The 25301-nt window shown below is 67.4% G+C and carries 21 protein-coding genes and 5 tRNA genes; 8 read left to right on the top strand and 18 right to left on the bottom strand.

Annotated features, from left to right (window positions below; all coding sequences use genetic code 11):
- Positions 1-12: 12 nt before the first annotated feature.
- From PDM28_RS03915 to PDM28_RS03890, 6 genes are all read right to left on the bottom strand, one after another.
- Positions 13-88: transfer RNA gene (locus PDM28_RS03915), tRNA-Trp, on the bottom strand.
- A gap of 101 nt (positions 89-189) precedes the next feature.
- The gene (gene tuf / locus PDM28_RS03910) at positions 190-1380 is read right to left on the bottom strand and encodes an elongation factor Tu (protein ID WP_311183892.1); all 1191 of its coding nucleotides are present in this window, start codon (positions 1378-1380) and stop codon (positions 190-192) included.
- 40 nt (positions 1381-1420) lie between these two features.
- A tRNA-Thr gene (locus PDM28_RS03905) sits at positions 1421-1496 on the bottom strand.
- Between the two features lie 47 nt (positions 1497-1543).
- Positions 1544-1617 (bottom strand) — tRNA-Gly (locus PDM28_RS03900).
- 37 nt (positions 1618-1654) lie between these two features.
- Positions 1655-1740: transfer RNA gene (locus tag PDM28_RS03895), tRNA-Tyr, on the bottom strand.
- Between the two features lie 136 nt (positions 1741-1876).
- Entirely contained in the window at positions 1877-2887 is a 1011-nt protein-coding gene (locus PDM28_RS03890; protein WP_311183891.1) for an isoaspartyl peptidase/L-asparaginase family protein, read from the bottom strand.
- Between the two features lie 217 nt (positions 2888-3104).
- Between PDM28_RS03890 and PDM28_RS03885 the strand changes: the two genes are divergently transcribed.
- The gene (locus tag PDM28_RS03885; RefSeq protein ID WP_311183890.1) at positions 3105-5843 is read left to right on the top strand and encodes a TonB-dependent receptor plug domain-containing protein; all 2739 of its coding nucleotides are present in this window, start codon (positions 3105-3107) and stop codon (positions 5841-5843) included.
- 782 nt (positions 5844-6625) lie between these two features.
- Here PDM28_RS03885 and ychF read toward each other — a convergent pair.
- The 8 genes from ychF to PDM28_RS03845 all read right to left on the bottom strand — a co-directional run bounded on the left by ychF (position 6626) and on the right by PDM28_RS03845 (position 13492).
- Positions 6626-7717, bottom strand: coding sequence for a redox-regulated ATPase YchF (gene ychF, locus PDM28_RS03880; protein ID WP_102946472.1), 1092 nt, complete (start codon positions 7715-7717; stop codon positions 6626-6628).
- 70 nt (positions 7718-7787) lie between these two features.
- Entirely contained in the window at positions 7788-8366 is a 579-nt protein-coding gene (gene pth / locus PDM28_RS03875; protein WP_311183889.1) for an aminoacyl-tRNA hydrolase, read from the bottom strand.
- Positions 8367-8413: 47 nt separating this feature from the next.
- Positions 8414-9031: a 50S ribosomal protein L25/general stress protein Ctc gene (locus PDM28_RS03870; RefSeq protein WP_102946470.1), complete on the bottom strand. Its 618-nt coding sequence runs from the start codon at positions 9029-9031 to the stop codon at positions 8414-8416.
- An 80-nt stretch (positions 9032-9111) separates the two neighbouring features.
- Complete coding sequence (locus tag PDM28_RS03865) at positions 9112-10071, bottom strand: ribose-phosphate diphosphokinase (protein WP_026070235.1); 960 nt, start codon at positions 10069-10071, stop codon at positions 9112-9114.
- 109 nt (positions 10072-10180) lie between these two features.
- Positions 10181-10257 (bottom strand) — tRNA-Gln (locus PDM28_RS03860).
- A 9-nt stretch (positions 10258-10266) separates the two neighbouring features.
- Complete coding sequence (gene ispE / locus PDM28_RS03855; RefSeq protein WP_311183888.1) at positions 10267-11136, bottom strand: 4-(cytidine 5'-diphospho)-2-C-methyl-D-erythritol kinase; 870 nt, start codon at positions 11134-11136, stop codon at positions 10267-10269.
- Positions 11133-11795 (bottom strand): lipoprotein insertase outer membrane protein LolB, encoded by a 663-nt coding sequence (gene lolB, locus PDM28_RS03850; protein ID WP_311183887.1) that lies wholly within the window; start codon positions 11793-11795, stop codon positions 11133-11135. Before lolB ends, ispE begins: the two co-directional genes overlap by 4 nt.
- Positions 11792-13492 carry a tetratricopeptide repeat protein gene (locus tag PDM28_RS03845; RefSeq protein ID WP_311183886.1) on the bottom strand — a complete coding sequence of 567 codons (1701 nt, stop codon included), beginning with the start codon at positions 13490-13492 and terminating at the stop codon, positions 11792-11794. The genes lolB and PDM28_RS03845 overlap by 4 nt, the downstream gene beginning before the upstream one ends.
- Positions 13493-13556: 64 nt before the next feature.
- On the opposite strand from PDM28_RS03845, the gene hemA reads away from it, so the two are divergent.
- From hemA to ppk2, 4 genes are read left to right on the top strand one after another with little or no spacing between them, the layout of a single operon-like run.
- On the top strand, positions 13557-14840 hold the full coding sequence (hemA, locus tag PDM28_RS03840) for a glutamyl-tRNA reductase (protein ID WP_102946466.1): 1284 nt from the start codon (positions 13557-13559) through the stop codon (positions 14838-14840).
- On the top strand, positions 14818-15903 hold the full coding sequence (prfA, locus tag PDM28_RS03835) for a peptide chain release factor 1 (RefSeq protein ID WP_102946465.1): 1086 nt from the start codon (positions 14818-14820) through the stop codon (positions 15901-15903). Before hemA ends, prfA begins: the two co-directional genes overlap by 23 nt.
- Positions 15900-17600 carry an O-linked N-acetylglucosamine transferase, SPINDLY family protein gene (locus PDM28_RS03830; protein WP_311183885.1) on the top strand — a complete coding sequence of 567 codons (1701 nt, stop codon included), beginning with the start codon at positions 15900-15902 and terminating at the stop codon, positions 17598-17600. Before prfA ends, PDM28_RS03830 begins: the two co-directional genes overlap by 4 nt.
- Positions 17601-17647: 47 nt before the next feature.
- The gene (gene ppk2 / locus PDM28_RS03825; RefSeq protein WP_311183884.1) at positions 17648-18430 is read left to right on the top strand and encodes a polyphosphate kinase 2; all 783 of its coding nucleotides are present in this window, start codon (positions 17648-17650) and stop codon (positions 18428-18430) included.
- A 9-nt stretch (positions 18431-18439) separates the two neighbouring features.
- Here ppk2 and PDM28_RS03820 read toward each other — a convergent pair whose 3' ends face one another.
- The gene (locus tag PDM28_RS03820; RefSeq protein ID WP_311183883.1) at positions 18440-19003 is read right to left on the bottom strand and encodes a TlpA family protein disulfide reductase; all 564 of its coding nucleotides are present in this window, start codon (positions 19001-19003) and stop codon (positions 18440-18442) included.
- Positions 19000-20274: a YihY family inner membrane protein gene (locus tag PDM28_RS03815; RefSeq protein ID WP_102946461.1), complete on the bottom strand. Its 1275-nt coding sequence runs from the start codon at positions 20272-20274 to the stop codon at positions 19000-19002. Before PDM28_RS03815 ends, PDM28_RS03820 begins: the two co-directional genes overlap by 4 nt.
- 73 nt (positions 20275-20347) lie before the next feature.
- Here PDM28_RS03815 and wrbA point away from each other — a divergent pair, with 73 nt between their 5' ends.
- The 3 genes from wrbA (at position 20348) to PDM28_RS03800 (ending at position 21830) form a co-directional block, all read left to right on the top strand.
- Entirely contained in the window at positions 20348-20938 is a 591-nt protein-coding gene (wrbA, locus tag PDM28_RS03810) for an NAD(P)H:quinone oxidoreductase (protein WP_311183882.1), read from the top strand.
- Positions 20935-21273, top strand: coding sequence for a DUF2069 domain-containing protein (locus PDM28_RS03805; protein ID WP_311183881.1), 339 nt, complete (start codon positions 20935-20937; stop codon positions 21271-21273). The genes wrbA and PDM28_RS03805 overlap by 4 nt, the downstream gene beginning before the upstream one ends.
- Positions 21274-21344: 71 nt before the next feature.
- Positions 21345-21830, top strand: coding sequence for an asparaginase domain-containing protein (locus tag PDM28_RS03800; protein ID WP_102946459.1), 486 nt, complete (start codon positions 21345-21347; stop codon positions 21828-21830).
- Between the two features lie 51 nt (positions 21831-21881).
- Here the strand turns inward: PDM28_RS03800 and PDM28_RS03795 are convergent, their stop codons facing one another.
- Positions 21882-23621 (bottom strand): S8 family peptidase, encoded by a 1740-nt coding sequence (locus PDM28_RS03795; RefSeq protein WP_311183880.1) that lies wholly within the window; start codon positions 23619-23621, stop codon positions 21882-21884.
- 557 nt (positions 23622-24178) lie between these two features.
- Complete coding sequence (locus PDM28_RS03790; RefSeq protein ID WP_311183879.1) at positions 24179-25276, bottom strand: branched-chain amino acid aminotransferase; 1098 nt, start codon at positions 25274-25276, stop codon at positions 24179-24181.
- Positions 25277-25301 lie beyond the last annotated feature (25 nt).

Raw genomic sequence — 25301 nt, 5'->3', positions numbered from 1 at the left:
GGAAGGGAGAAGTGGCACGCCAGGAGGGACTCGAACCCCCAACCTGCGGTTTTGGAGACCGCTGCTCTGCCAATTGAGCTACTGGCGTACGTTAGAAAACTGCCTTCCCTTAGACGGCGAAGGCGGACCGAGGTTCCCGGCCCGCCGTTCGCGAGACCGGCAGCGCTGTGCTGCCGCCGGTATTGCAGATTACGCGACGATCTTGGAGACCACGCCGGCGCCGACGGTACGGCCGCCTTCACGAATCGCGAAGCGCAGGCCTTCGTCCATGGCGACCGGGTTGATCAGCTCGATGACCATCTTCACGTTGTCGCCCGGCATCACCATTTCGGTGCCTTCCGGCAGGTTGGCCTTACCGGTGATGTCGGTGGTACGGAAGTAGAACTGCGGGCGGTAGCCGTTGAAGAACGGGGTGTGACGGCCGCCTTCGTCCTTCGACAGCACGTACACTTCACCTTCGAAGGTGGTGTGCGGCTTGATCGAACCCGGCTTGGCCAGGACCTGGCCACGCTCGACGTCGTCACGCTTGGTGCCGCGCAGCAGCAGACCGGCGTTGTCGCCTGCCTGGCCCTGGTCCAGCAGCTTGCGGAACATTTCCACGCCGGTCACGGTGGTCTTCTGGACCGGACGGATACCGACGATTTCGATTTCGTCGCCGACCTTGATGATGCCGCGCTCGATACGACCGGTCACCACGGTGCCGCGGCCCGAGATCGAGAACACGTCTTCCACCGGCATCAGGAACGGCTTGTCGATGTCGCGCTCCGGCTCCGGAATCCAGGTGTCCAGGGCTTCGACCAGCTTGATCACGGCCGGCACGCCGATGTCGCTCTGGTCGCCTTCCAGCGCCAGACGGGCCGAACCGGAGATGATCGGGGTGTCGTCACCCGGGAAGTCGTACTTGCTCAGCAGCTCGCGGACTTCCATCTCGACCAGTTCCAGCAGCTCGGCGTCGTCCACCATGTCGGCCTTGTTCAGGAACACGACGATGTACGGCACGCCGACCTGGCGCGACAGCAGGATGTGCTCGCGGGTCTGCGGCATCGGGCCGTCAGCAGCCGAGCAGACCAGGATCGCGCCGTCCATCTGGGCGGCACCGGTGATCATGTTCTTGACGTAGTCAGCATGGCCCGGGCAATCGACGTGGGCGTAGTGACGGGTCGGGGATTCGTATTCGACGTGTGCGGTCGAGATCGTGATGCCACGGGCCTTTTCTTCCGGCGCGGCGTCGATCGCGGAGTAATCCTTGAACTCGCCACCGAAGCGCTCGGCACCGATCTTGGTCAGTGCGGCGGTCAGCGTGGTCTTGCCGTGGTCGACGTGACCGATGGTGCCGACGTTGACGTGCGGCTTGGTGCGCTCGAACTTACCCTTGGCCATGGCTGCTTATCTCGAAATCGTCTGAATGGTGGCACTTAGATGGTGCTCACGAAAGGAATCGAACCTTCGACCTCCTCCTTACCAAGGAGGTGCTCTACCGACTGAGCTACGTGAGCGAGTTTTGAATTATGGCACGAATTTGAATATATTCAAACTCATTCAATGGAGCGGGAGACGGGGATCGAACCCGCACCATCAGCTTGGAAGGCTGAGGTTCTACCATTGAACTACTCCCGCAACGGAAGCTCTTGCCACAACTGAAACTACGTGAAACTGGTGGAGGGAGGTGGATTCGAACCACCGAAGGCGTAAGCCAGCAGATTTACAGTCTGCCCCCGTTGGCCGCTTGGGTATCCCTCCTTACCACCCTGTCCCTGGCGCCGAAGCGTTTTCGGTGTGGGGTGGAAGAGCCGTGAATTTTGGGGGTGAATGCGGGTTCTGTCAACAACCTTTTTGAATTTTTTCACACCAATCGCGCAAATGCCGCAAATACGGCCTATTGGCCGGGAAGCGGCAGCGTTTCATCGTCGAAGATGGCCACGTGCGGCACGCCGTCGGCGCCGATCCAGCCGCGATACATGCCCTGCGTATTGAATGGCGTGGCCGCGCGCCCATCGGCGGAGAGCACGATCGCACCACCGTCGCCGCCGAGCGCGGGGATGCGCGTGTTGATCACGTCACGCGCTGCCTGTTCCGGTCCCTGCTTGAGATATTCCATGCGTGCGCAGATGTCATGCGCGGCCGCAGTGCGGATGTAGTACTCGCCCCAGCCGGTGCCGGACACGGCGCAGGTGGCGTTGGCGTAGGTGCCGGCACCGATGATCGGCGCATCGCCGACCCGGCCGTAGCGCTTGTTGGTCATGCCGCCGGTGGACGTACCGGCTGCAAGGTGGCCTTCTGCGTCAAGCGCGACCGCACCGACGGTACCGAAGTGCTTTGCGGTCTCCAGGTCGGCATGCGCCTGGCCGCTGGCTTCTTCCTTCAGCGCACGCTGCAGCTGCTGCCAGCGCTTTTCCGTGCGGAAGTACGCGGGATCGACCAGCGTCATGCCCTGGCGGGTGGCGAACGCTTCGGCGCCCTGCCCCACCATCATCACGTGCGGGGAGTGCTGCATGACCGCTTCGGCAAGCAGGATCGGATTGCGCACGCGCTGCACCCCGGCCACGGCGCCGGCCTTGAGGGTGGCGCCGTCCATCAGCGCGGCATCCAGTTCGTTGCGGCCGTCATGGGTGAAGACCGCGCCCTTGCCGGCATTGAAGGTGGGGGCGTCCTCCAGCACGGTGATCGCTGCGGTCACCGCCTCCAGGGCCGGCTTGCCGGCGACCAGCGCCTGGTGACCCTGCAGCAGGGCAAGGCGCAGGGCGTCGCGTGCGGCCTTTTCCTCGGCCGGCGAGAGATCCTTGCGCTGCACCCCTGCCCCACCATGGATGACCAGGACGGGATCGGCAGCCAGGGCCACCGTCGGAGACAGGCACAGGGCAAACAGCAGGGCGGAGCGCAGGCGCATGAGGGAGAGTCCGGACCAAGGGGTGAAGCGGCCATCATGGCCCAGCCCCGGCCCGGCAGGCACCGCCTGTTCGTCATGGGTGACGCGTCATGCGCTACCTGAAGCCCGGCGACTGGCGGCCTACGTAAAAAAGGCGTTAAATGCGCGCCGCCCATCCACCGAATGTGAATGGGGGTCTTGGCCTCCCTCGAGGCCCACTTTTCTTCCGAGAATTCTCATGCGTAAACAGGCGATGGCGTGGTCGATCCAGCTGGCGTTGATGGGCGTGGCCGCAACGGCGGCCGCGCAGTCCCCGGCCGCTCCCGGGGTGCAGCAGCTGGATACGGTGCAGGTCACCGGGTCGCGCATCCCGCGCGCGCAGGTCGAGGGACCGGCGCCGGTCACGGTGATCACCGCCGAGCAGATCCAGGCCAACGGCTTCACCAGCGTGCCGGACGTGCTGCGTTCGATGACCCAGAACGGCGGTGAGACCCAGAGCCAGCAGTCGTCCAGCGGTGCCGATTTCTCGCCGGGCGCGCAGCAGGTCGACCTGCGCGGGCTGGGCCCGAACCACACCCTGGTGCTGGTCAACGGTCGGCGCATCGCCGATTTCCCGATGCCGTTCCAGGGCCGCAGCAACTTCACCGACGTGTCCAACATCCCGCTGGGGATGATCGAGCGGATCGAGGTCCTGACCGGCAGTGCGTCGGCGATCTACGGTTCGGACGCGATTGCCGGCGTGGTCAATTTCATCCTGAAAAAGCAGGTCGATGGCACCACGGTCGATGTGCGCATGGGGACCACCAGCGAAGGCGGCGGCGAGTCGTTCGACATGAGCATCGCCAGCGGCTTCGACAGCGGACGCTTCAGCGCGGTATACAGCCTGGAACTGCAGTCGCAGACGCCACTGTGGGCGTATGAGCGTGCGCAGCAGGATTCGACCCTGGACGCACCTACCGAGAGCGCGCGTGCGGCCCGTCGCGCCTACCTGCGCACGGACTACAACGACGACTACCTGGATCCGGGCCAGGCCACCTGCGATGCGCTGGCCGGGCAGAACAAGGGCAGCACCTATTACGCGGAGCGGCCGCGCTACGGGTTCTACTGCGGCAGCGACCGTTTGATCGGTTACGGCACGATCCTGAGCAAGCGCCGCGGGGCCAACGGCTACGCGTCGCTGCGCTACGGCTTCGACAACGGTGCGGAGTGGTTCGCGGACGTGCAGCTGGGCTACCACGACATCGCGCTGATGCGCGACGTGACCCAGTGGGGCCTGATGGCGGCCGACGGCAACGAGGACGGCTACTTCTTCAACCAGGCGACCGACCAGGTGGAATTCTGGCAGCGCCAGTTCTCGCCGGAGGAAATGGGCGGACTGGACAGGGGGATGATCCGCAGCACGCAGAAGACCTTCAGCGTGACCACCGGCTTCAAGGGCTCGCTGGGCGCAGCGTGGGACTACGAGGCGTCGCTGAGCCATTCGCAGTACCAGTCGTCGATCCGCTGGCCGCAGATCATCGCGGCCAAGGCCAATGATCTGTTCCTGGGCCCGCAGCTGGGCGAGGACGACGACGGCTTCCCGATCTACAACGCGGACCCGGCACGCCTGTACCGGCCACTGAGCCGCGCCGAATACGATTCGATCGCGGCGCGCACGACCTATACGCCGAAGTCGCGTACGGACACGGCGGCGTTGACGCTGACCAACGGCGAGCTGTTCGAGCTGCCGGGCGGCAAGGCCGGGTTCGCGGCGACGGCGGAGTTCGGCAACCAGTCGTACGCGCTGAATCCGGATCCGCTGGCGACGCAGTACTACTACTACAGCTGGAAGGATTCGGACGGCCACGGCAGCCGCAACCGCTGGGCGACGGCGGCGGAACTGCGCCTGCCGCTGCACGAGACGCTGAACGTGAGCGTGGCGGGCCGCTTCGACCAGTACCGCTATTCGGGCAATACGATCGGCAAGGCGACGTGGAGCGGCGGGATCGAGTGGCGTCCGATCGAGACGTTGCTGGTGCGCGGTTCGTACGGCACGGCGTTCCGTGCGCCGGACCTGCACTATGTGTACGCGGGCCCGGGCAATGATGAGACGAGCGCGAACGATTACTACGCGTGCGCGGTGGACGGTGCGGACGATTGTTCGGACTACGAGGAGAACCTGATCCGCACGCGCGAGGGCAACCGCCAGCTGGATCCGGAAACCAGCACGTCGTGGAGTGCGGGGCTGGTGTGGTCGCCGGCGATCGGGCTGGACCTGTCGGTGGACTGGTTCGACATCGACATGCGCGACCAGGTGCAGGACATGGACGTGAGCACGATCCTGCGCGACGAGGCGGCCTGCCGCCTGGGCGACGCGGACGCGGCGTCGCCGACCTGCGTGGACGCGGTGAACCGGGTCACGCGGACCGACGATGGGCGGCTGTACGGGGTGCATGTGAGCCCGATCAACATCGCGCGGGAGACGACGCGCGGGATCGACGTGGGGGTGCGCTACCGGCTGGGCACGGGGATCGGCGATTTCATCCTGAGCGGCAACCATACGTGGGTGCAGCGCCACGATTTCCAGCAGTTCGCGGGCGATGTGGTGGAGGACCAGTTCGCGGTGAACAGCGGGTTCGACATTCCGCGCACGAAGACCAGTGCGAGCCTGACCTGGGAGAACGCGGCCTGGTCGGCAACGCTGTACGGGTCGCGCCTGGGCAGGCTGCCGACCTACGACAGCTACGACCAGAGTTTCGACTGGGAGAGCGGCGACAGCCCGTGGATGAAGGCGACGTACCGCTACAACCTGTCGCTGCAGTACCGCTTCGACGACCATTCGCGCCTGTCGCTGTCGGTGGTGAACCTGTTCAACAAGATGCCGCCGAAGGACGCGACCTACACGCCGTACCCGTACTACGACGTGTCCTGGTTCGACACGGTGGGGCGTACGATCAACCTGCAGTACACGCATAAGTTTGGTGGTACTGCGCTGTAAGCCTTGTTGTTTTGAAAGGCCGCTGACAGATCTGTCGGCGGCCTTTTTTTTGGGTTGCACGCTGTACCGTGTCGCCGGGCCCTGCCCGGCTGCTGTTGGATTCAGGCGAACAGCCCTCGTCTGTGTGGTTTCCCTGGTCAGTGCCGTCGGGTGCGGGTTTGTGGGGGACGCTGCAAGTACGTCCATGTAAGCTCATCGCCGCATCCATGCGGCTCGTGCCCCCTCAAACCCACCCCCGCCGACCCTCCGATAGTTGGCAGGTGGCCAGGGGAAACCCCATTTCGCCGTCAGACCATCCGCGTAGGGACACGCCATGCGTGTCTGCTTCTTCCGACCGCACACGACCCTGTATGGGGGCGGCCGACGGGTAGCCCCCGGAGGGACGCTAGAAAACATGGATGTTTTCTAGCAGCCCCCATGGATGGGTTCACGGCGTGTCCCGGAGCGGGGCTGCCCGGCGGCCGCCCCTGCACGTAGCGACTGAGACGCTGCTCTTCGCGGACGATCAGGTTTTCCACACTACGCGTGGAAAGCAGTGGGGGTTTGCTGTGGACAAGTCACGTAAGCCACGCGGCGCAACGCTCTCGAACGGTGGTGATTTTTTGTCCAGAAGCTGCACGGGTTTTCCACACCGTTCGTGGAAAGCCATGGGAGTTTGCTGTGGACAACTCCGTTGAAGACTGCGCTGCAATGGTTTCGAAGCGTGGTGAATTATTGTCCAGGCCAGAACGCAAACGCCCCGCACGAGGCGGGGCGTTCGGGTCGATCTGCGCGGGCGCGGATCAGACGTTGAAGCGGAAGTGCAGGACGTCGCCTTCCTGGACGCGGTATTCCTTGCCTTCCAGGCGCAGGCGGCCTGCTTCCTTGGCACCGGCTTCGCCCTTGTACTTGATGAAGTCGTCATACGCGATGGTTTCGGCGCGGATGAAGCCCTTCTCGAAGTCGGTGTGGATCACTGCGGCCGCCTGCGGCGCGGTGGCGCCCTTGCGCACGGTCCACGCGCGGACTTCCTTGACGCCGGCAGTGAAGTAGGTCTGCAGGCCCAGCAGCTTGTACGCCGCGTTGATCACGCGGTTCAGGCCCGGCTCGCTCAGGCCGAGATCGGCCAGGAACGTGTCGCGGTCTTCGTCGTCCAGCTGCGACAGCTCTTCCTCGATCGCCGCGGAAACCGGCACCACCATCGCGCCCTCGGCCGCTGCGTGCGCACGCACCGCTTCCAGGTGCGGGTTGTTCTCGAAGCCGTCTTCCAGCACGTTGCAGATGTACATCACCGGCTTCAGCGTCAGCAGGAACAGATCGCGCACCAGCGCCTTCTCTTCCTCGTCCAGGCCGACCGAACGGCCAGCCTTGCCGTCGGCCAGCGCCGCCTGCAGCTTGGCCAGCACCGGCTTGCGTGCCGCCGCATCCTTGTCGCCGCCCTTGGCCGCGCGCTCGGCGCGGTTCAGCGCCTTCTCCACGCTGTCCAGGTCGGCCAGGGCCAGCTCGATGTCGATCGTCTCGATGTCCGAGATCGGATCCACCTTGCCCGCCACGTGGATGATGTCGCCATGCTCGAAGCAGCGCACCACGTGCGTGATCGCGTCCACCTCGCGGATGTGGGCCAGGAACTTGTTGCCCAGGCCTTCACCGCTGGCCGCGCCGGCAACCAGGCCGGCGATGTCGACGAACTCCACCGCGGTCGGAATGACCTTCTGCGGATTGATGATCGCCGCCAGCTCGTTCAGGCGCGGATCCGGCACCGGCACGATGCCCACGTTCGGCTCAATGGTGCAGAACGGGAAGTTGGCCGCCGCGATGCCCGCCTTGGTCAGCGCGTTGAACAGGGTCGACTTGCCGACGTTGGGCAGGCCGACGATGCCGCATTTGATACCCATCTTTGACAACCTCTGGGGTGAAAGTGATTGGTGAAACGGCGCACGCGCCGCTTGGCCAATCCGTTTCGCGTCAGCGCGGCGTGTGCAGCCGCTTCATGGCTTCGTTGTAATCGCCCTGCACCGCCAGCGGCAGCACGTCGATCGCATCGTCGATGGCACGGGCCGTCAGGATCTCGTCCTCCTTGGACGGGCGTCCCAGCACCCAGCCCACCACGCGGTCCTTGTGACCGGGATGGCCAATGCCGATGCGCAACCGATGGAATTTTCCGTGGCCCAGCAGGCGCATGGTGTCGCGCAGGCCGTTCTGGCCACCGTGGCCCCCGTCGAACTTCAGGCGTGCCACGCCCGGAGCCAGGTCCAGTTCGTCGTGCGCCAGCAGCGTGTCCTCCGGCTCGATCTTCCAGAACCGCTGTGCGGCGGTGACCGACTTGCCACTGAGGTTCATGAAAGTGGCGGGCTTGAGCAGCCACACCGGCTGGCCGGCGATGTCGACCCTGGCGGTCTCACCGAACAGCTTGCTGTCCACGCTCCAGCGTGCGCCCGCTTTCTCAGCCAGGGCCTCAACGAAATGAAACCCGGCATTGTGCCGGGTCCGGGCGTGTTCCGATCCGGGGTTGCCCAGACCGACGATAAGTCGCAATCCTGCCATTGTCCCTTCCAGCACGGTGCCTGCCCGAAGGCAGGCACCGATGGGTATTACTCTGCAGCCGGCGCTTCTTCGTCAGCCGCTTCGCCCTTGCCGTGCTTGGCAGTGACGATGGCGTCGTCGTGGTCCTTGCCCTGGGCCAGGGCCGGGATCTCAACGCCCTTCGGCAGCTTGATGTCCGACAGGTAGACCACGTCGCCCGCCTTCAGGTCGGCCAGGTCGACGTCGATCGATTCCGGCAGGTCCTTCGGCAGGCAGCTGACGGTCACTTCCTTCAGTTCGTGGGTGACCACGACGTCGGCAGCCTTGCCAGCCGGCGAGGTGTCTTCGTTGATGAAGTGCAGCGGCACGTTGGCGGTCAGGGCCTGGTTCTCGTCCACGCGCAGGAAGTCCAGGTGCATGATCAGCTGCTTGTGCGGGTGGCGCTGCATGTCACGCAGCAGGACCTTGGTGATCTGGCCGTCCAGGTTCAGGCTCAGGATCGACGAGTAGAACCACTCGTGCTGCTGGGCAAGCCAGGTAGCGTTGTGGTCCAGGCTGATGGCGACCGGTTCGGCGTTGCCGCCGTACACGATGGCCGGGATCACACCGGCGTGACGCAGGCGGCGGCTCGCACCCTTACGCTGCAGTTCACGCTTGGTGACCTTGATTTCATGGGTCTTCGACATTTTCGTTCTACCAGTTGTTGCCTTGCCAGGATGGCTTGGCGGTGAAAGGCACGTCCGCGACCAGACGTGCCGGAAAAAACTCAGTCCACGTACAGCGAGCTGACCGACTCACCGAAGGCGATGCGGCGCATCGTCTCGGCCAGCATTTCCGCCACGCTGAGCTGGCGGATCTTGCTGCACACCCGCGCCTCTTCACGCAGCGGGATGGTGTCGGTCACCACCAGCTCGTCGAGCTGGGAGTTGTTGATGTTGTCCACCGCCGGGCCCGAGAGCACGGCGTGGGTGCAGTACGCCGCCACCTTGAGGGCGCCGCGCGCCTTCAGCGCCGCGGCAGCCGCACACAGGGTGCCGGCGGTGTCGACGATGTCATCGACCATCACGCAGGTCTTGCCTTCGACGTCACCGATGATGTTCATCACGGTGGAGACGTTGGCGCGCGGACGGCGCTTGTCGATGATCGCCAGGTCGGCGTCGTCCAGACGCTTGGCGACGGCGCGCGCACGCACCACGCCACCCACGTCCGGGGACACCACGATCAGGTTTTCAGTGCCGTAGGCGCGCCAGATGTCGGCGAGCAGCAGCGGCGAGGCATACACGTTGTCCACCGGCATGTCGAAGAACCCCTGGATCTGGTCGGCATGCAGGTCCACCGTCAGGACGCGGTCGGCGCCAACGGCGCTGAACATCTTGGCGGCGACCTTGGCGGTGATCGGCACGCGCGAGGAGCGCATGCGGCGATCCTGGCGCGAGTAGCCGAAATACGGCACCACGGCGGTGACACTGTTGACCGAGGCGCGCTTGAGCGCATCGATCAGGACCAGCAGTTCCATCAGGTTCTCGGCGCTCGGCGCGCAGGTCGGCTGGATCACGAAGACGTCCTGCTTGCGGACGTTCTCTTCGATTTCGACCTGCACTTCCCCGTCGGAGAAACGCGACACCAATGCCTTGCCCGGCCGGACCCCCAGTTCCTTGCAGATGCTCTGCGCAAGGCGCTTGTTGGCGTTGCCGGAAAATACCAGCAGGTTCGGGTGTTCTTGCATCATGGCGGTCTCGGGCGGGAGCGATTGGCGGAGAACTGGCGACAACACTGCGGCCGATCAACCGTGTCCGCGCAGGCCTGCGCTGGAATACGCGGTTGACGTCCGCAAGTGGCAGGGGCGGGAGGATTCGAACCTCCGAATGCCAGGATCAAAACCTGGTGCCTTGGGCCTCTTGGCGACGCCCCTGCATCAAAATCAATAACGCTCGAGTACATCAAGCAGTGGCGAGCGCTCCACGCCCGCAGCCACCCATGCCCGCAGTCCTTCCGGCAACTCCGCCAGGCCCTGCTCTGCAGCAGCGCGCGTGTCGAACTCGACGAAACAACCGCTTCCCGACCCGGTGAGTCGTGCCCGGCCGATGCTGTCCAACGCGATGAGCACTGCCTCTACGGCAGGTTCGCGACGGCGCAGTACCGGCTCGAACGCATTCCCGAGCAAAGACCCGGAAGCGAAGTCCGCTATTTTCGCCACTGGGGCGTCGCGCGTCAAATCCGGCGAGCTGAAAAGCGCAGCGGTGGGCACGTGGACACCGGGGTCGGCGATCACATACCAGGCCGGCGGCAGGGCCAGCGGGGTCAGCTGCTCGCCCACGCCCTCGGCCCAGGCGTTGTGGCCGCGCACGAACACCGGCACGTCCGCGCCCAGCTGCAGGCCCAGTGCGGCCAGGGTGTCGACGTCCAGGCCGGTGCGCCAGAGGTGGTTCAGGCCCACCAGTACGGTCGCAGCGTCGGACGAGCCACCGCCGAAGCCGCCACCGGCCGGAATTCGCTTTTCGATGCTGATGTCAGCACCCTGGGCGACGTTCGCATGTTTTTTGAGCAGAAGCGCCGCGCGCACGGCGAGATCGTCGGCCTCCGCCACGCCGGCCACCGAGGGACCGTCACGGCGCACCTTTCCATCTTCACGCACGCCGAGCCGCACCCGGTCGCCCCAGTCCAGCAGGCGGAACACGCTCTGCAGCGCGTGATAGCCGTCGGCCCGGCGACCGGTGATCTGCAGGAACAGGTTCAGCTTGGCCGGGGCCGGCCACCATGCCCCGTTGCCATTCAGGTCCGCAGCGCTCATGGGGCGTCGAGCACCCAGCCGTCCACCAGCAGGCGCACCTTGGCGTCGCCCTTGACCGCTTCGATCCGGCGTGGCAGCACCGGGCGGTCGCCTTCGGCCGGGTACCAGTCCAGGTACTGGATGTCCCAGCCCATCTGCTGGAAGCGGCGCGGACGCCCTTCCGCGTCGCGATCGACCTGTCCGGCGGCGCTCGCACCCTCGGCGACCAGGCCGCGTACCCAGTCCGGCAGCTGGTTGACCGGGATATCCCAGCCGGTGGCCTCCAGCAGCACCTGCTGCGCGTCCGCGCCCTGGCGCGGTCCGCCGTCGACGCCGTCCAGCCGGCCGCCGCCCTGTTCGCTGTCGCCGGTCAGGGTCCAGCTCTGCCGGGTCACCGGCGCGCTGAGCGACACCACGTACTGGCGCGCCTGCTGCCGCCAGTCGATGCGGCCGCTGCCGCCATTGCGCCCCTTGCTGACCGCGACCCGGCCTTCGAACGACCAGGCCGGCCAGGCGCGCACCTGCTCCACCCGCAGCGCCTCGGCCTGCGCCGCTTCGGCACTTACGGTACTGACCACTTCCGGTGCGGCCGGCGCCTTGCGTGCGTCCAGCGACACACAGGCCGACAACGACAGGGCCAGGGCCGCCGCGCAGGCGGCCTTCATCGACATCCACTTCATACGCCGTATTTCTCGATCACGCGCTGCAGCGCACGGTTGTCCGGGTCCAGCCTGCGCGCCTCGTCGAAGAAGCGGCGGGCCTCGTCCTTGCGGCCGAGCACCCACAGCACTTCACCGACGTGCGCGGCGATTTCCGGGTCCTTGGCCAGGGTCCAGGCCCGGCGCAGCTGCACCAGCGCCTCTTCCTTGCGGCCGAGGCGATACAGCACCCAGCCATAGCTGTCGACGATGGCGGCATTGTCCGGTTCGGCCACGCGGGCGCGGTCGATCAGCTCGAGCGCTTCCTGGTAGCGCGTGGTGCGGTCGGCCAGGGTGTAGCCCAGCGCGTTGAGCGCGGCCACGTTTTCCGGCTCGGTCACCAGGATCTTGCGCAGGTCGGCCTCGGCGCGCGGCACGTCGTCGCGACGCTCCCAGGCCAGCGCGCGGGCATACAGCAGCGCATTCTCGTCCGGGTAGGCGGCCAGGCCACGGGCCAGCGCGTCGAGCTCGCCCGGCAGGTCGTTGCCGCGCTGGCGCAGTTCGGCTTCAAGCAGGTAGGCATCGCGTCGCGCTTCGTCGTCGATGCTGGCGTCGGACTGGAGCGCATGCACGCCGGCGAACGCCTTGTCGGTGCGGCCCAGTTCGTATTCGGCACTGGCCGCACGCAGGCGCGCTTCGGCGCGCTCTTCGCCGCCAGGCACGCTCAGGTACCAGTCCACCGCTTCGGCATGGCGCTTGAGGTACTCGGCGATCTTGCCGAGCAGGAGGCGCTGCGCCGGATCCGGCTTGGTCGCCTGCTTCGACAGGTCGGTGTACAGCGCCAGCAGCGCGGTGTCGTCCTTCTGCTTGGCCAGCAGGGAGGCCCGCATGCCCCAGGTCTGCACGTCCTGCGGGCCCACCGACAGCACCCGTTCGGCGGCCTTGGCATCGCCCATGGCGTCGTAGGCGATCGCCACCGCGTTGCGCAGCTCGGGGTCGGCGACGGTGCGCGGCTCGACCGCGCGCAGGGCGGCCAGCGCCTCGTCGGCCTTGCCGGCCTGGAACATCAGGCTGGCATTCAACAAGGCCACCCGCGGTTCGCCGGGGAACCGGCGCACCACTTCGTCGACCATGCGCCGGGCCAGCTCGGGGCGGTCCATGCGCATGGCAAGGCGGCCGAATTCCTGCCAGGGCTCCAACTGGTTGGGGATGGCATTGTCGTCGACCAGCTGGCCCAGCACGTCGGCCGCGGCGGCCGGGTCGCGACCGCCACCGACCAGGGCGGCCAGCGCGAACTTCCAGCCGCGCGGGTCCGGGTCGCGCAGCAGCGCGGCCAGCTCGGTGCGGGCGCCTTTCACATCGCCCTTGCGCAGGTCCAGCGCGGCGGCGCTGCTGCGCATGGCCAGCGAGCGCGGGGCGCGCTTTTCCCACAGGGCCAGCGCACGGCTGGCGCGCTTGTCGTCGTCGGCCAGCATGGCGATGCGGGTGGCCCGTTCGGCCAGGCCGGCATCGTCGCGGCCCGCCTCGGCCGCCTCCAGGTACCAGCGCGCGGCATCGGCCAGCTTGCCGGCCTGCAGGGCAAACTCGCCGGCCATCACCGGGGTCAGTGAGGCCGGTTCGGCCGTGGCCGCCTTGGAGGTCGGCAGCCGGGCAGAGCCCGGCGCTACGGCCGCTGCGAGGGCGTTGGCGGCGGCCAGGGACAGCAACAGAACGCTGGAGATGCGAATCAATGCGGGCATCGGGGGCTTCTGGCCTTAAAATGACGACTTGAATGGCCAGCAGCTTATCGCAAGCAACTGAACAATGACCCTGTGGGTGCTCGGACTGAATCACCAGACCGCGCCAGTGGAGCTGCGCGAACGCGCGTCCTTTGGCGGCGACGCCCTGCCCCAGGCATTGGCGTCGCTGCGCGATACCCCGCAGGTGGCCGAAGCGGTCCTGCTCTCCACCTGCAACCGCACCGAGCTGTACGCGGTGGCCGATTCCGCCGAGGCGCTGGCGCACTGGCTGGAACGCCATGCCGGCCAGCTGCACGGCTACCTGTACCAGCATGCCGACGCCGATGCGGTGCGCCACCTGTTCCGGGTCGCCACCGGGCTGGACTCGATGGTGCTGGGCGAGCCGCAGATCCTGGGCCAGGTCAAGGACGCCTGGGCCACCGCGCGCGACCACGGACTGCTCGGCCAGCGCCTGGACCGGCTGTTCCAGCAGACCTTCTCGGTCGCCAAGCGCGCCCGTACCGACACCCGGGTCGGGGCCAATCCGATCTCGGTGGCCTCCACCGCCGTGCGCCTGGCGCAGAACTCGTTCGCGCGGCTGGAAGACTCCACCGTGCTGCTGGTCGGCGCCGGCGAAACCATCGAGCTGGCGGCCCGGCACCTCAGCGAAGGCCGGGTCCGGCGCCTGCTGATCGCCAACCGTACCCTGGCCCATGCGCAGGAACTGGCCACCCGCCACGGCGGGGTGGCGCTGCCGCTGAGCGAGCTGGACCGGCACCTCGGCGAGGCCGACGTGGTGTTCTCGGCCACCGCCGCGCGCGAGCCGGTGATCGGCACCGCCCAGGTCGCCGCCGCGCTGCGCGCGCGCCGGCACAAGCCGATGCTGCTGTTCGACCTGGCGGTACCGCGCGATATCGAATCCGGCGTGGGCGAGCTGAAGGACGCCTTCCTGTACACCGTGGACGACCTGGAGCGCGCGGTGGAAGACAACCGCCGCAGTCGTCGCGAGGCCGCCGCCGAAGCCGAAGCGATCATCGAGCTGCAGGTGTCGCGCTTTGTCGAGACCCAGCAGGCCAGCGCGCACCAGGCGCCACTGCGGCAGCTGCGCGCCTATGGCGAAGCGACCCGGGTGGAGATGCTGGACAAGGCCCGCCAGCAGCTGGCGCACGGCAAGTCGCCGGAAGAAGTGCTGGAGCTGCTCGCGCACGGCCTGACCAACCGCCTGCTGCATCCGCCGACCGCCGCGCTGCGCGCGGCCGCGCTCAGCGGCGATACTGAGCTGACCCGCGCCGCCGAGCGCCTGTTCCCGGCCAAGCCGGGCTACCACCACGCTGTTGAGAGGACCGATGACGCCGACCCTGCGCCGTAAGCTGGAAGCGCTGGCCGAGCGCCGCGAAGAACTTGAACGCCTGCTGGCCGACCCGGACGTGGTCGGCGACAACGAGCGCTTCCGCAATTTTTCGCGCGAGTTCGCGCAGCTGCAGCCGATCGCCACTGCCCTGGCCGACGAAGCGCGTGCGCTGGCCGACCTGGCGGCGGCCGAGGCCATGCGTGCCGACCCCGACCTGCGCGAGCTGGCCGACGAGGAAATCGCCGCCGCGCAGGAGCGCCTGCAGCAGCTCGACCACGACCTGGCCCTGCTGCTGGTGCCGCGCGACCCGCGCGATGACGGCAACCTGTTCCTGGAAGTGCGCGCCGGCACCGGCGGCGACGAGGCGGCGATCTTCGCCGGCGACCTGTTCCGCATGTACGCACGTTATGCCGAGCGCCAGGGCTGGAAGGTCGAGATCGAATCGGACAGCCCCGGCGAGCATGGCGGCTACAAGGAGATCGTGGCCCGCGTGGTGGGCCGTGGCGCGTACTCCAAGCTCAAGTTCGAGTCGGGCACCCACCGCGTGCAGCGCGTGCCGGCCACCGAATCGCAGGGTCGCATCCACACCTCGGCGGCCACCGTGGCGATCATTCCCGAGGCCGACGAGGTCGATGACATCGTCATCAACCCGGCCGACCTGAAGGTCGACACGTTCCGCTCCTCCGGGGCGGGCGGCCAGCACGTCAACAAGACCGAGTCGGCGATCCGGATTACCCACGTGCCGAGTGGCGTGGTAGTGGAATGCCAGACCGAACGCAGCCAGCACGCCAACCGCGACAAGGCGATGAAGCGGCTGAAGGCGCAGCTGCTCGACAGCGAGCGCAGCAAGCAGGCTGCGGCGACCGCGGAAAGCCGGCGCCTGCAGGTCGGCAGTGGCGACCGCAGCCAGCGCATCCGGACCTACAGCTTCCCGCAGGGTCGGATCACCGACCACCGGGTGGAAGGACTGACCCTGTACGACCTGCCCAACATCATCGCCGGCGAAATGGATGGCCTGGTCGAACGCCTGATCCACGAACACCAGGCCGACGAACTGGCCCAGCTGTCCGCCGGGGCGTGAGCATGGACCCGCAGCGCGCGCAGCTGCGCATGGCAGTACAACGGCAGCCGCAGGACTTCATTGCCTGGGTGATGCTGGCCGATGCCGAGCTGGAAGCTGGGGACACCGGGGCCGGCGACCTCGCTGCCCAACGCGCGCTGCAGCTGCGCCCCGGCCATCCCGAGGCCCTGGCACGGCTGGGCCGGACCCGCTGGATGCAGGGCCGCCACGACGAAGCAGCCGCGCTGCTGCGGCAGGCGGCCAACCTGGTGCCGCAGCATCCGGGCATTGCATTGTGGCTGGGCCATGCACTGGAAGACGCCGGCCAGCCCGAAGCGGCCGCTGACGCCTACCGGCACGCGCACCGGCTGCTGCCGGGCGAACCCTACATCACCGCGCAGCTGCTCAACTGGCAGCGTCGTCTGTGCGACTGGCGCGGGCTGGACGCGCTGGCGCAGCAGCTGAGGCAGGCGGTTGCGCAGGGCGCTGCGGTAGTCGAGCCCTTTGCCTTCCTCAACGAAGACAGCAGTGCCGCCGAACAACTGGGCTGTGCGCGGCAACGCGCGGCCGGTATTGCCAGCGGCGTGCGCGCGTTGCCGGCCACGCGCGTGCGCGCGCAGGGTCCGCTGCGGGTGGGCTTCCTCTCCAATGGCTTCGGTGCGCACCCGACCGGCCTGCTGACCGTGGCGCTGTTCGAGCAGCTGCGCCTGCTGGGCGGGCTGGAGCTGCACCTGTTCGCGCTCAACCGCGATGACGGCAGCGCGATCCGCGCGCGCCTGCAGGCGGCCGCCAGCACGCTGCACGATGTATCTGCCCTGCCCCACACCGGCATCGCCGAGCGCATTCGCGCGGCGGGCGTTGACGTGCTGTTCGACCTGCGCGGCTGGGGCGGCGGCGGCACTCCGGCGGTGCTGGCGATGCGCCCTGCCCCGGTGCAGGTGACCTGGCTGGCCTATCCCGGCACCTCCGGCGCGGCGTGGATGGACTACGTGCTCGCCGACCGCTACGTGCTGCCCGATGCATTGGCACCGGCCTTCAGCGAGCAGGTCCGCTACCTGCCACGCGCCTTCCAGCCGTCGGACAACACCCGCGTGCTGGAAGCGGTGCCGGACCGTGTGGCGTGCGGCCTGCCCGAACGGGGCGTGGTGTTCTGCTGCTTCAACAACAGTTACAAGCTCAACCCGCGCAGCATGCGTCGCGCCTTCGCGGTGCTGCAGGGCGTACCGGGCAGCGTGCTGTGGTTGCTGTCCGGTCCGGGCAACGCCGATGCGCGGTTGCGGGCGGCCGCGCGCGAGGCCGGCGTGGACCCGTCGCGGCTGGTGTTCATGCCGAAGCTGCCGCATCCGGTGTATCTGGCGCGGTACCAGCATGCGGATCTGTTCCTGGATACCCATCCGTACAACGCGCATACCACCGCCTCCGACGCGTTGTGGGCGGGATGCCCGGTGCTGACGGCTCCCGGCGCGACCTTCGCCTCGCGTGTCGCCGGCTCGCTCAACCATCATCTGGGGCTGGCGGAATTGAACGTTGCCGATGACGCGGCCTTTGTCGCCACGGCGGTCGCGCTCGGCAACGACCCGCGGGCGATGACGGCGCTGCGCGCGAAACTGGCGCAGGCGCGGGCAGACAGCGGCCTGTTCGACATGACGGGTTTCGCGGTTGATTTCACCGCCCAGGTCGAGGCCATGACCACGGAACGCGGGTGGCAGGGGCGTTGACACGGCGCGGTGTACCCTGAGGTCCACCGTCCCGCCACGAGGTCCCCATGGGCAAGCTCAAGCGCAAGGCCTACCAGGAACTGCTGGAACCGATGCAGCTGGAAATCACCACCATGGCGCGCTGGGTGCAGCACACCGGGCAACGCGTGCTGGTGCTGTTCGAGGGCCGCGATACCGCCGGCAAGGGCGGTGCGATCCAGTCCATCGCCGAACACCTCAACCCGCGCCAGTGCCGGGTGGTGGCGCTGCCCAAGCCGACCGAGCGCGAAGCCACGCAATGGTATTTCCAGCGCTACGTCACCCACCTGCCGGCGGCCGGTGAAATCGTGCTGATGGACCGCAGCTGGTACAACCGTGCCGGGGTCGAACACGTGATGGGGTACTGCTCGGAGACGGAGTACCGCGCGTTCCTGGAACAAACCCCGGTGTTCGAAAAACTGCTGGTGGACGACGGCATCCTGCTGTTCAAGTACTGGCTCACGGTCGACCAGGCGCAGCAGGAAGAACGCTTCGCCGAGCGCCACGTGGACCCGTTGAAAGGCTGGAAGCTGTCGCCGGTGGACCTCAAATCGCGCAGCAAGTACACCGCCTACACCGAGGCTCGCGAGGCGATGCTGCGCGCTACCCATCGCGACGCCTCGCCGTGGACACTGGTCGACTTCAACGACCAGCGGCGCGGCCGCCTGGGCCTGATCCGCAACCTGCTCGACCGCCTGCCCGACACCCAGGTGGACGACCCGGTACCGGAGCTGCCGCCACTGAAGGGCAAGCTGCATGAAGAACAGTTCGGCGTGTTGAAACCGATCAGGGCATTCGAAGACGAAGGTTGAAGGCGCGGATTACGCGCCTTTGGCGATTTCCTTCTCGATGTCAGCCGCAGTGACCGGACCCAGGAACTGCTTGGCAACCTTGCCGTCTGGAGCGATCAGGTAGGTCATCGGCAGGCCGCGCGGCACGGCGAAATCTTCCGGCGGGTTGTAGGTGTCGACCAGCACGATCGGATAGGTCACCGGCAGCTTCTTGAGGAAGTCCTTCATCTCCGCCGGGTCGATGTCCTCGTAGGCCAGGCCGACCACCTCGATCTGCTCGCGCATCGCATGCAGCGCCGACAGCTCGGGCATTTCCTTGCGGCACGGGGCGCACCAGGTCGCCCAGAAGTTCACCACCACCCACTTGCCACGGTGAGCGGCCAGGTCGTAGGTGCTGCCATCGAGGGCCGGCAGCACCAGCCGCGGCTGCTCGGCGGTGGCACGCTCCAGGTCGGGGCTGGCGCTGTCGGCCGGCGTAGCCGGTTCGGCCACCGGCGCCGGTGCGGGCGCAGCGGCTTCCGGTTGCGGGGCGGGCTTGTTGCAGCCGGCCAGGGCCAGCAGGCCCAGCGCAAGCAGCAGGGGCTTGGCGGTCATGGCGTATCTCCGTGGGGGGTATAGATGTCGCTGACGCGGCGCTTGAGCAACTCGCGCAGGGGCAGGCGCAGTGCGTCCAGCGCCGCCACCGAGGCAATGCCCAGGCTGTCGTCGCGGTACGGCAGGTAAGCTTCCTTGACCGGAATGCGCAGCTGCGTGGATTCGTAGAGGTCGGCCAGGGTGAGCTTGTCCAGGTCCCGCGCGAGCAGCCATTCGCCCTGTTCGTCGCGGCGCACCACGCGGATCGCTTCCAGGTCGCAGAGCATGCTCTGCAGCAGCGAGTCGGTGAGCATCGGCTCCAGCCGCAGCACTTCATCCTCGTCCAGGCCGCGTCCGTCCACGCGGGCCTGGTGGAAGCGCCCGATCAGGCGCAGCAGGCCGTACAGCTCGTAGCCGGTGGGCAGGCGCAGGTCGGCCGGCTGGTAGCGGAAGGCGGCGATCGACGAGGCCAGCGAGGCACCGAGCAGCACCGAGACCCAGCACAGGTAGATCCACAGCAGCAGGATCGGCACGAACGCCACCGTGCCATAGAGCTTCTGGTAGGACTGGAAACTGCCGAGGTAGGCGCCCATGCCCCACTTCACCAGCTCCAGCATCACCGCCGCCAGGATCGCGCCGGGAATGGCGTGACGCCACTTCACCGTGTGGTGCGGGACCACCCGGTACACCAGCATGATGCAGACGAACTCGATCAGGATCGGGGCGATGGTCAACGAGGCGTCGGCGAGCAGGCGGCCCTCGCTGGTGCCGAACAGCGGCAGCGCGAACACCCGCGCCGAGACCGCCAGCGAGGCGGCGGCCAGCATCGCGCCCAGGGTGAGCACGGTCCAGTACACGAGGAAGCGGGTGAGCTTGGGCCGGGTCGAGCTGACCCGCCAGATCTGGTTGAAGGTTTCTTCCACGCTGTTGAGGGTGATCAGCAGCGACACCACCAGCGCGATGAAGCCGGCGGCGGTGAGCTGGCCGGCACTGGCCGAGAACTGGCGCAGGTAGCCTTCAGCGGCGCGCGCGGCGTTGGGCACGAAGTTGGAGAACACGTAGTCGCTGAGCGTGTCGCTCCAGCGGTCGAACACCGGGAACGCCGAGAGCACCCCGAACACCACGATCGCCAGCGGCACCAGCGCGAACACCGTGGTGTAGGCCAGCGAGGCGGCGGCCTGGAACAGGCGGTCGTCCAGGAAGCGGCGCCACAGGAAGCGACCGAAGCTGGCGGTACGGGCCCGGTCGCGCCCGCGTTCCAACCAGAGATTGAGGGTATCCAGGGGTTCCATCCAGGCAAGCGTACCTGAAGCCGGGTGGAGGCAATGCCATACTGCGGGCCGGATGGGTCACAACGGAAGCAAGATGGCGGAGATTCTGGTGCTGTACTACAGCCGCGGCGGTTCGGTGGCGCGGCTCGCGCGCCAGATCGCGCGTGGCGTCGGCGAAGTGCCGGGCATGAGCGCGCGCCTGCGCACGGTGCCGCCGGTGGCGGCAGTGACCCAGACCGCGCGACCGCCGGTGCCCGAAGACGGTGCCCCGTACGTGAGCGTGGAGGACCTGGCCGAATGCAGCGGCCTGCTGCTCGGCAGTCCGACCCGGTTCGGCAACATGGCCGCGCCGGTCAAGCATTTCCTGGACGGGCTGGGCGCCGAGTGGGTCAACGGCACCCTGGCCGGCAAGCCGGCCGGGGTGTTCACCTCGACCGCGTCGCTGCACGGCGGACAGGAGTCCACGCTGCTGTCGATGCAGGTGCCGCTGCTGCACCACGGCTGCCTGATCGTGGGCATTCCCTTTACGGAACCGGCGCTCAGCCACACCACGACCGGTGGTACGCCCTATGGCGCCAGCCATGTGGCCGGCGCGGACGACAACCCGGTACCGAGCGAGGACGAAGCGGTTCTGGCCCGCGCGCTGGGCCGGCGCGTGGCCGATATCGCACGGCGGCTGGGATGAGCCCGCGCGCGCAGAGGGGGATGCTGGCCGCCGTGCTGCTCGCGCTGGCGGCGGTGTATGCGGTGTGGTTCGCGCAGGACCGGCACTGGCTGGCCAGCCAGCTGGTTTTCACCCTGCCGCCGCTGCTGCTGGCGATCGGGGTTCTGCTGGGCCGCGGCAAGGCGCCGTTCTGGGTGGGCGTGCTGGCGTTGTTCTGGTTCAGCCATGGCGTGATGAGCGCCTGGAGCCACCCGGAGACCGCGCATTGGGCCTGGGCGGAGCTTCTGCTGGCGTTGGCGGTGATCGGAGTGTCGAGCGCACCGGGGCTGCGGAAACGGTTCGGCCCGAAGGGCTGATGCCGCGCGGTATCATGGCGGCCTGGCGCGGGCTGTTCCGCGCGGCTCACGCTCACACCAGGATTGCGGCAATGGAAGAACTACTGATCATCACCACCGGTGGCACGATCGACAAGATCTACTTCGACGACAAGTCGGACTACCAGATCGGCGATCCGCAGATCGGGATGATCCTGCGCGAACTGGGCGTGACCTTCCGCTTCAACGTGATCCCGATCCTGCGCAAGGACTCGCTGCACATCAGCGACGAGGACCGCGAGCTGATCCGCGCCACCATCGCCGCGCAGCCGACCCGCCACGTGCTGGTCACCCACGGCACCGATTCGATGGTGCAGACCGGCCGCGTGCTCAAGAGCATTCCCGACAAGACCATCGTGATGACCGGCGCACTCAGCCCGGCCCGTTTCCGTGGTTCGGATGCCGAGTTCAACATCGGCTGCGCGATCGGCGCGGTGCAGTCGCTGCAGCCGGGCGTGTACATCGCCATGAACGGCCGCATCTGGAACCCCGAACACGTTCGCAAGAACGTGGCAGCCAACCGATTCGAAGACGCATGATCGCGCGTCCATGAAAAAGGCCCCGGCAGTGCCGGGGCCTTTTTTTCATCCTCAGTACTGCGCGGTCAGGGTCACGCCGGAGAAGGTGGTGTACGCCTTCACCCGCACATGCCAGGTACCCGCCGCCGGAGCGGTGATCGTGCAGGTTTCGTTGTTGCCGCTCAGGTACGGGCGGCAGGTGTACACCGTGTCTGTCGGGGCGCTGCCCGAACGCACGTACAGGTCGGCGTCACCCGAGCCACCGGCAATGGTCACCTTCAGCTGCGAACGTCCCGCCGGCACTGCGACCGTGTAGGCCAGCGACGCACCGCTGGACGCGCCCAGGCCGGTGACCGGCACGTTGTTCTGCAGGGTCCCGTTGCCCGGGTTCGGGTTGGTCCCACCCAGCGCTGCGGTCACTGCCGCATCGGCGTCGACGATGCCCGCACCGCAGCCACCGCTGCACGCGCCCGGCAGGGGACGGACGGTATTCTTGAGCAGGGTTTCAACCGCCGCCGGCGACAGCGCGGTCGGCGCGACCGACTGCACCAGCGCGACCACGCCGGCCACGTGCGGGGCCGCCATCGAGGTGCCGTTGTACGACGCGTAGGAGGCGCTGCCCGGTACCGTGGTGCCGGTGTTGAGCGTGGACAGGATCGCCTGGCCCGGGGCTGAGACGTCGATGCCGGCACCGTAGTTGGAGAAGCTGGCGCGCGCGCCGGCCGAGGTGGTGGCCGCCACCGCGATCACGTTGGCGCAGTTGGCCGGGACCGCCGAGGACACGTTGGTGTTGCTGTTGCCGGCAGCCACGACCACGGTGGTGCCGCGCGACACCGCGCCGTTGATCGCGTTCTGGTAGGTGGCCGAGCAGGTGCCGCCGCCACCGAGCGACATGTTGATCACTTCGGCCGGGTTGGCATTGGCCGGCACGCCGCTGACGGTGCCGCCAGAGGCCCACACGATCGCATCGGCAATGTCGGACGTGTAGCCGCCGCACTTGCCCAGCACGCGCACCGGCACGACCTTGGCGTTGTACGCGGTACCGGCCACGCCGGTGCTGTTGTTGGTCACCGCGGCGATCGTGCCGGCCACGTGGGTGCCGTGCCAGCTGGAGTTGGAGGCCGGATAGCCGGCGCCGCATTCGTTGGCGGCGTACCAGTCGCCTTCGTCGTTGGGGTTGTTGTCGCGGCCACCGCCGTCGCGCGCCATCGCCGCGTCGCTGATGAAGTCATAGCCGGGCAGGATGTTGGCGTTGAGGTCGGCATGGTTGGTGATGCCGGTGTCGATCACGGCCACCACCACGCCGGTGCCGGTGGCCTTGTCCCAGGCCGGACGCACGTTGATCGAGGCGTTGCTGGTGCCGAAGCCCCACTGCTCGGACAGGCGGGCGTCATTGGGGGTCAACGTGGCGCGCATCAGCTGGTCGACTTCGACGTATTCCACGTTCGGGTCGGCGGCCAGGCGGCGCATCAGCAGTTCCGATTCCGCTGCGTCCAGCGGGCGGTCGGCCTTGACCACGGTTGGGCCGATGGCCAGGGTGCGCAGCTTCTGCAGGCCCAGCGCGCGGCCCTGGGCGGCCGGAACGGCGGCGGCCGCCGCCTTCAGCGAGCTGGCCAGTACGCTCGGGGTCGCCACGTCGGTGGCGCCGTCCTTGTATTTCACGATGAAGCGCTGATGGGTCGGCGCGGAGGCCAGGCCGCTGAGCTGCACGTCGCCGGCAAACGCCGGGGCGGCCAGCAGCAGGGTCGAAAGAACAGAACCACCGAGTACAACCACTGCACGCTGACGCAGACGCTGCGAATCATGAGACATCGGAATTCCCTTCAAGTCGTGAGGAGCCGTCGATGCGGCGAGGTGGGTTCGATGCAGCGCGATGAAAGACGGCGTGTATCGAACCTGGAAGACGGATCGGTTTCCCCTGTGCAACCGCCCGACCCCGGACGCTAGTGGTTCGGCCCTGCCGCAACAATGTTTCAGCGCGCTTTCAGGGTTGTGAAAAGTTCGATCTGAGACTTTTCGGGTCAAGGGTTTGTGAATGTGAAGAAACTTTCGGGTAGGGAAATGGTCAATGCGCGTGTAATTCGTGTCCTGCGTCACTGTCTTGTGCGTCATTGGCAAGACATTGTTTGCGCAACAATGGGTTAGGTGGGTTTTGATCGTTCTGATGCGGGGTTATCGGGAAGGCTCCAGCCACGCAGGGCGTGGCTCTACCGGTGACGGACACGGTTCACAGGGGTGACGGACACGGCTCGCACGATTCGCGTTGGACGGAGGCGGTAGAGCCACGCCCTGCGTGGCTGCTCGACGATCCCCAACAAAAGGCCCGCCTGTCACCAGGCGGGCCTCTTATTCATCACGGGATCGCTGGATCAGCCGTCCAGGCGCACCAGCCAGCCATGGCGGTCCGGCAGGCGGCCGTACTGGATGTCGGTCAGTTCCTTGCGCAGCGACATGGTCACTTCACCGGCCGGCGCGCTCAGGTCGCCCACCGAGAAGCCTTCGCCCTTGAGCTGGCCGATCGGGGTGACCACCGCCGCGGTACCGCAGGCGAACACCTCGGCGATCTCGCCCGAGGCCACGCCCTGCTTCCACTCGTCGATGCTGACCTTGCGCTCTTCCACCTTCATGCCGCGGTCGCGGGCCAGCTGCAGGATGCTTTCGCGGGTGATGCCTTCCAGGATGCTGCCGGACAGTTCCGGGGTCACCAGGGTGCCGTCCTTGTAGACCAGGAACACGTTCATGCCGCCCAGTTCTTCCAGGTACTTGCCTTCGACCGGATCCAGGAACAGCACCTGCGAGCAGCCCTGCGCCTGCGCCTTCTGCTGCGGCAGCAGCGAGGCCGCGTAGTTGCCGCCGCACTTGGCCGCACCGGTGCCGCCCTTGGCCGCACGCGCGTATTCGGTGGACAGCCAGATCGCCACCGGGGCCACGCCCTTGGCGAAGTAAGGACCGGCCGGGCTGGCGATGACGTAGTAACCGGCCTTCTGCGCGCCACGCACGCCGAGGAAGGCTTCATCGCCGATCATGAACGGACGGAAGTACAGGCTGGATTCGTCGGCCGACGGCACCCAGCTGGCGTCCACCGCGATCAGCTGCTTCAGCGATTCGACGAAGATCTCCACCGGCAGTTCCGGCAGCGCCAGGCGCTGCGCCGAGCGCTGCAGGCGGCGGCCGTTGGCATCCGGGCGGAAGGTCCAGATCGAACCGTCGGCGTGGCGGTAGGCCTTGATGCCTTCGAAGATTTCCTGGCCGTAATGCAGCACCGCAGCGGCCGGGTCCAGCTGCAGCGGGCCGTAGGCGCGCACGCTGGCGTCATGCCAGCCGGTGTCCTTGTCCCAGCGTACTTCCACCATGTGGTCGGTGAAGTGCAGACCGAACCCCGGCGCGGCCAGGATGCGCTCGCGCTCCTCGCTGCTGCGCGGGTGGGCGGAACGGGTGGTGGTGAAGTTCACGGAAGACTGGGACACCGGATGATTCCTGTTCTGGTTACGG

The organism is Stenotrophomonas aracearum (assembly GCF_031834615.1).
Taxonomy (GTDB): domain Bacteria; phylum Pseudomonadota; class Gammaproteobacteria; order Xanthomonadales; family Xanthomonadaceae; genus Stenotrophomonas; species Stenotrophomonas aracearum.
The sequence above is the reverse complement of the archived record's forward strand: the minus strand, read 5'-3'. Positions and strand labels throughout refer to the sequence as shown.

What these genes read in the sequence shown, in the direction of transcription:
- tuf (WP_311183892.1), bottom strand. Translation starts at nt 1,380, where the DNA reads ATGGCCAAGGGTAAGTTCGAGCGCACCAAGCCGCACGTCAACGTCGGC.
- PDM28_RS03890 (WP_311183891.1), bottom strand. Translation starts at nt 2,887, where the DNA reads ATGCGCCTGCGCTCCGCCCTGCTGTTTGCCCTGTGCCTGTCTCCGACG.
- PDM28_RS03885 (WP_311183890.1), top strand. Translation starts at nt 3,105, where the DNA reads ATGCGTAAACAGGCGATGGCGTGGTCGATCCAGCTGGCGTTGATGGGC.
- ychF (WP_102946472.1), bottom strand. Translation starts at nt 7,717, where the DNA reads ATGGGTATCAAATGCGGCATCGTCGGCCTGCCCAACGTCGGCAAGTCG.
- pth (WP_311183889.1), bottom strand. Translation starts at nt 8,366, where the DNA reads ATGGCAGGATTGCGACTTATCGTCGGTCTGGGCAACCCCGGATCGGAA.
- PDM28_RS03870 (WP_102946470.1), bottom strand. Translation starts at nt 9,031, where the DNA reads ATGTCGAAGACCCATGAAATCAAGGTCACCAAGCGTGAACTGCAGCGT.
- PDM28_RS03865 (WP_026070235.1), bottom strand. Translation starts at nt 10,071, where the DNA reads ATGCAAGAACACCCGAACCTGCTGGTATTTTCCGGCAACGCCAACAAG.
- ispE (WP_311183888.1), bottom strand. Translation starts at nt 11,136, where the DNA reads ATGAGCGCTGCGGACCTGAATGGCAACGGGGCATGGTGGCCGGCCCCG.
- lolB (WP_311183887.1), bottom strand. Translation starts at nt 11,795, where the DNA reads ATGAAGTGGATGTCGATGAAGGCCGCCTGCGCGGCGGCCCTGGCCCTG.
- PDM28_RS03845 (WP_311183886.1), bottom strand. Translation starts at nt 13,492, where the DNA reads ATGCCCGCATTGATTCGCATCTCCAGCGTTCTGTTGCTGTCCCTGGCC.
- hemA (WP_102946466.1), top strand. Translation starts at nt 13,557, where the DNA reads ATGACCCTGTGGGTGCTCGGACTGAATCACCAGACCGCGCCAGTGGAG.
- prfA (WP_102946465.1), top strand. Translation starts at nt 14,818, where the DNA reads ATGACGCCGACCCTGCGCCGTAAGCTGGAAGCGCTGGCCGAGCGCCGC.
- ppk2 (WP_311183884.1), top strand. Translation starts at nt 17,648, where the DNA reads ATGGGCAAGCTCAAGCGCAAGGCCTACCAGGAACTGCTGGAACCGATG.
- PDM28_RS03820 (WP_311183883.1), bottom strand. Translation starts at nt 19,003, where the DNA reads ATGACCGCCAAGCCCCTGCTGCTTGCGCTGGGCCTGCTGGCCCTGGCC.
- PDM28_RS03815 (WP_102946461.1), bottom strand. Translation starts at nt 20,274, where the DNA reads ATGGAACCCCTGGATACCCTCAATCTCTGGTTGGAACGCGGGCGCGAC.
- wrbA (WP_311183882.1), top strand. Translation starts at nt 20,348, where the DNA reads ATGGCGGAGATTCTGGTGCTGTACTACAGCCGCGGCGGTTCGGTGGCG.
- PDM28_RS03805 (WP_311183881.1), top strand. Translation starts at nt 20,935, where the DNA reads ATGAGCCCGCGCGCGCAGAGGGGGATGCTGGCCGCCGTGCTGCTCGCG.
- PDM28_RS03800 (WP_102946459.1), top strand. Translation starts at nt 21,345, where the DNA reads ATGGAAGAACTACTGATCATCACCACCGGTGGCACGATCGACAAGATC.
- PDM28_RS03795 (WP_311183880.1), bottom strand. Translation starts at nt 23,621, where the DNA reads ATGTCTCATGATTCGCAGCGTCTGCGTCAGCGTGCAGTGGTTGTACTC.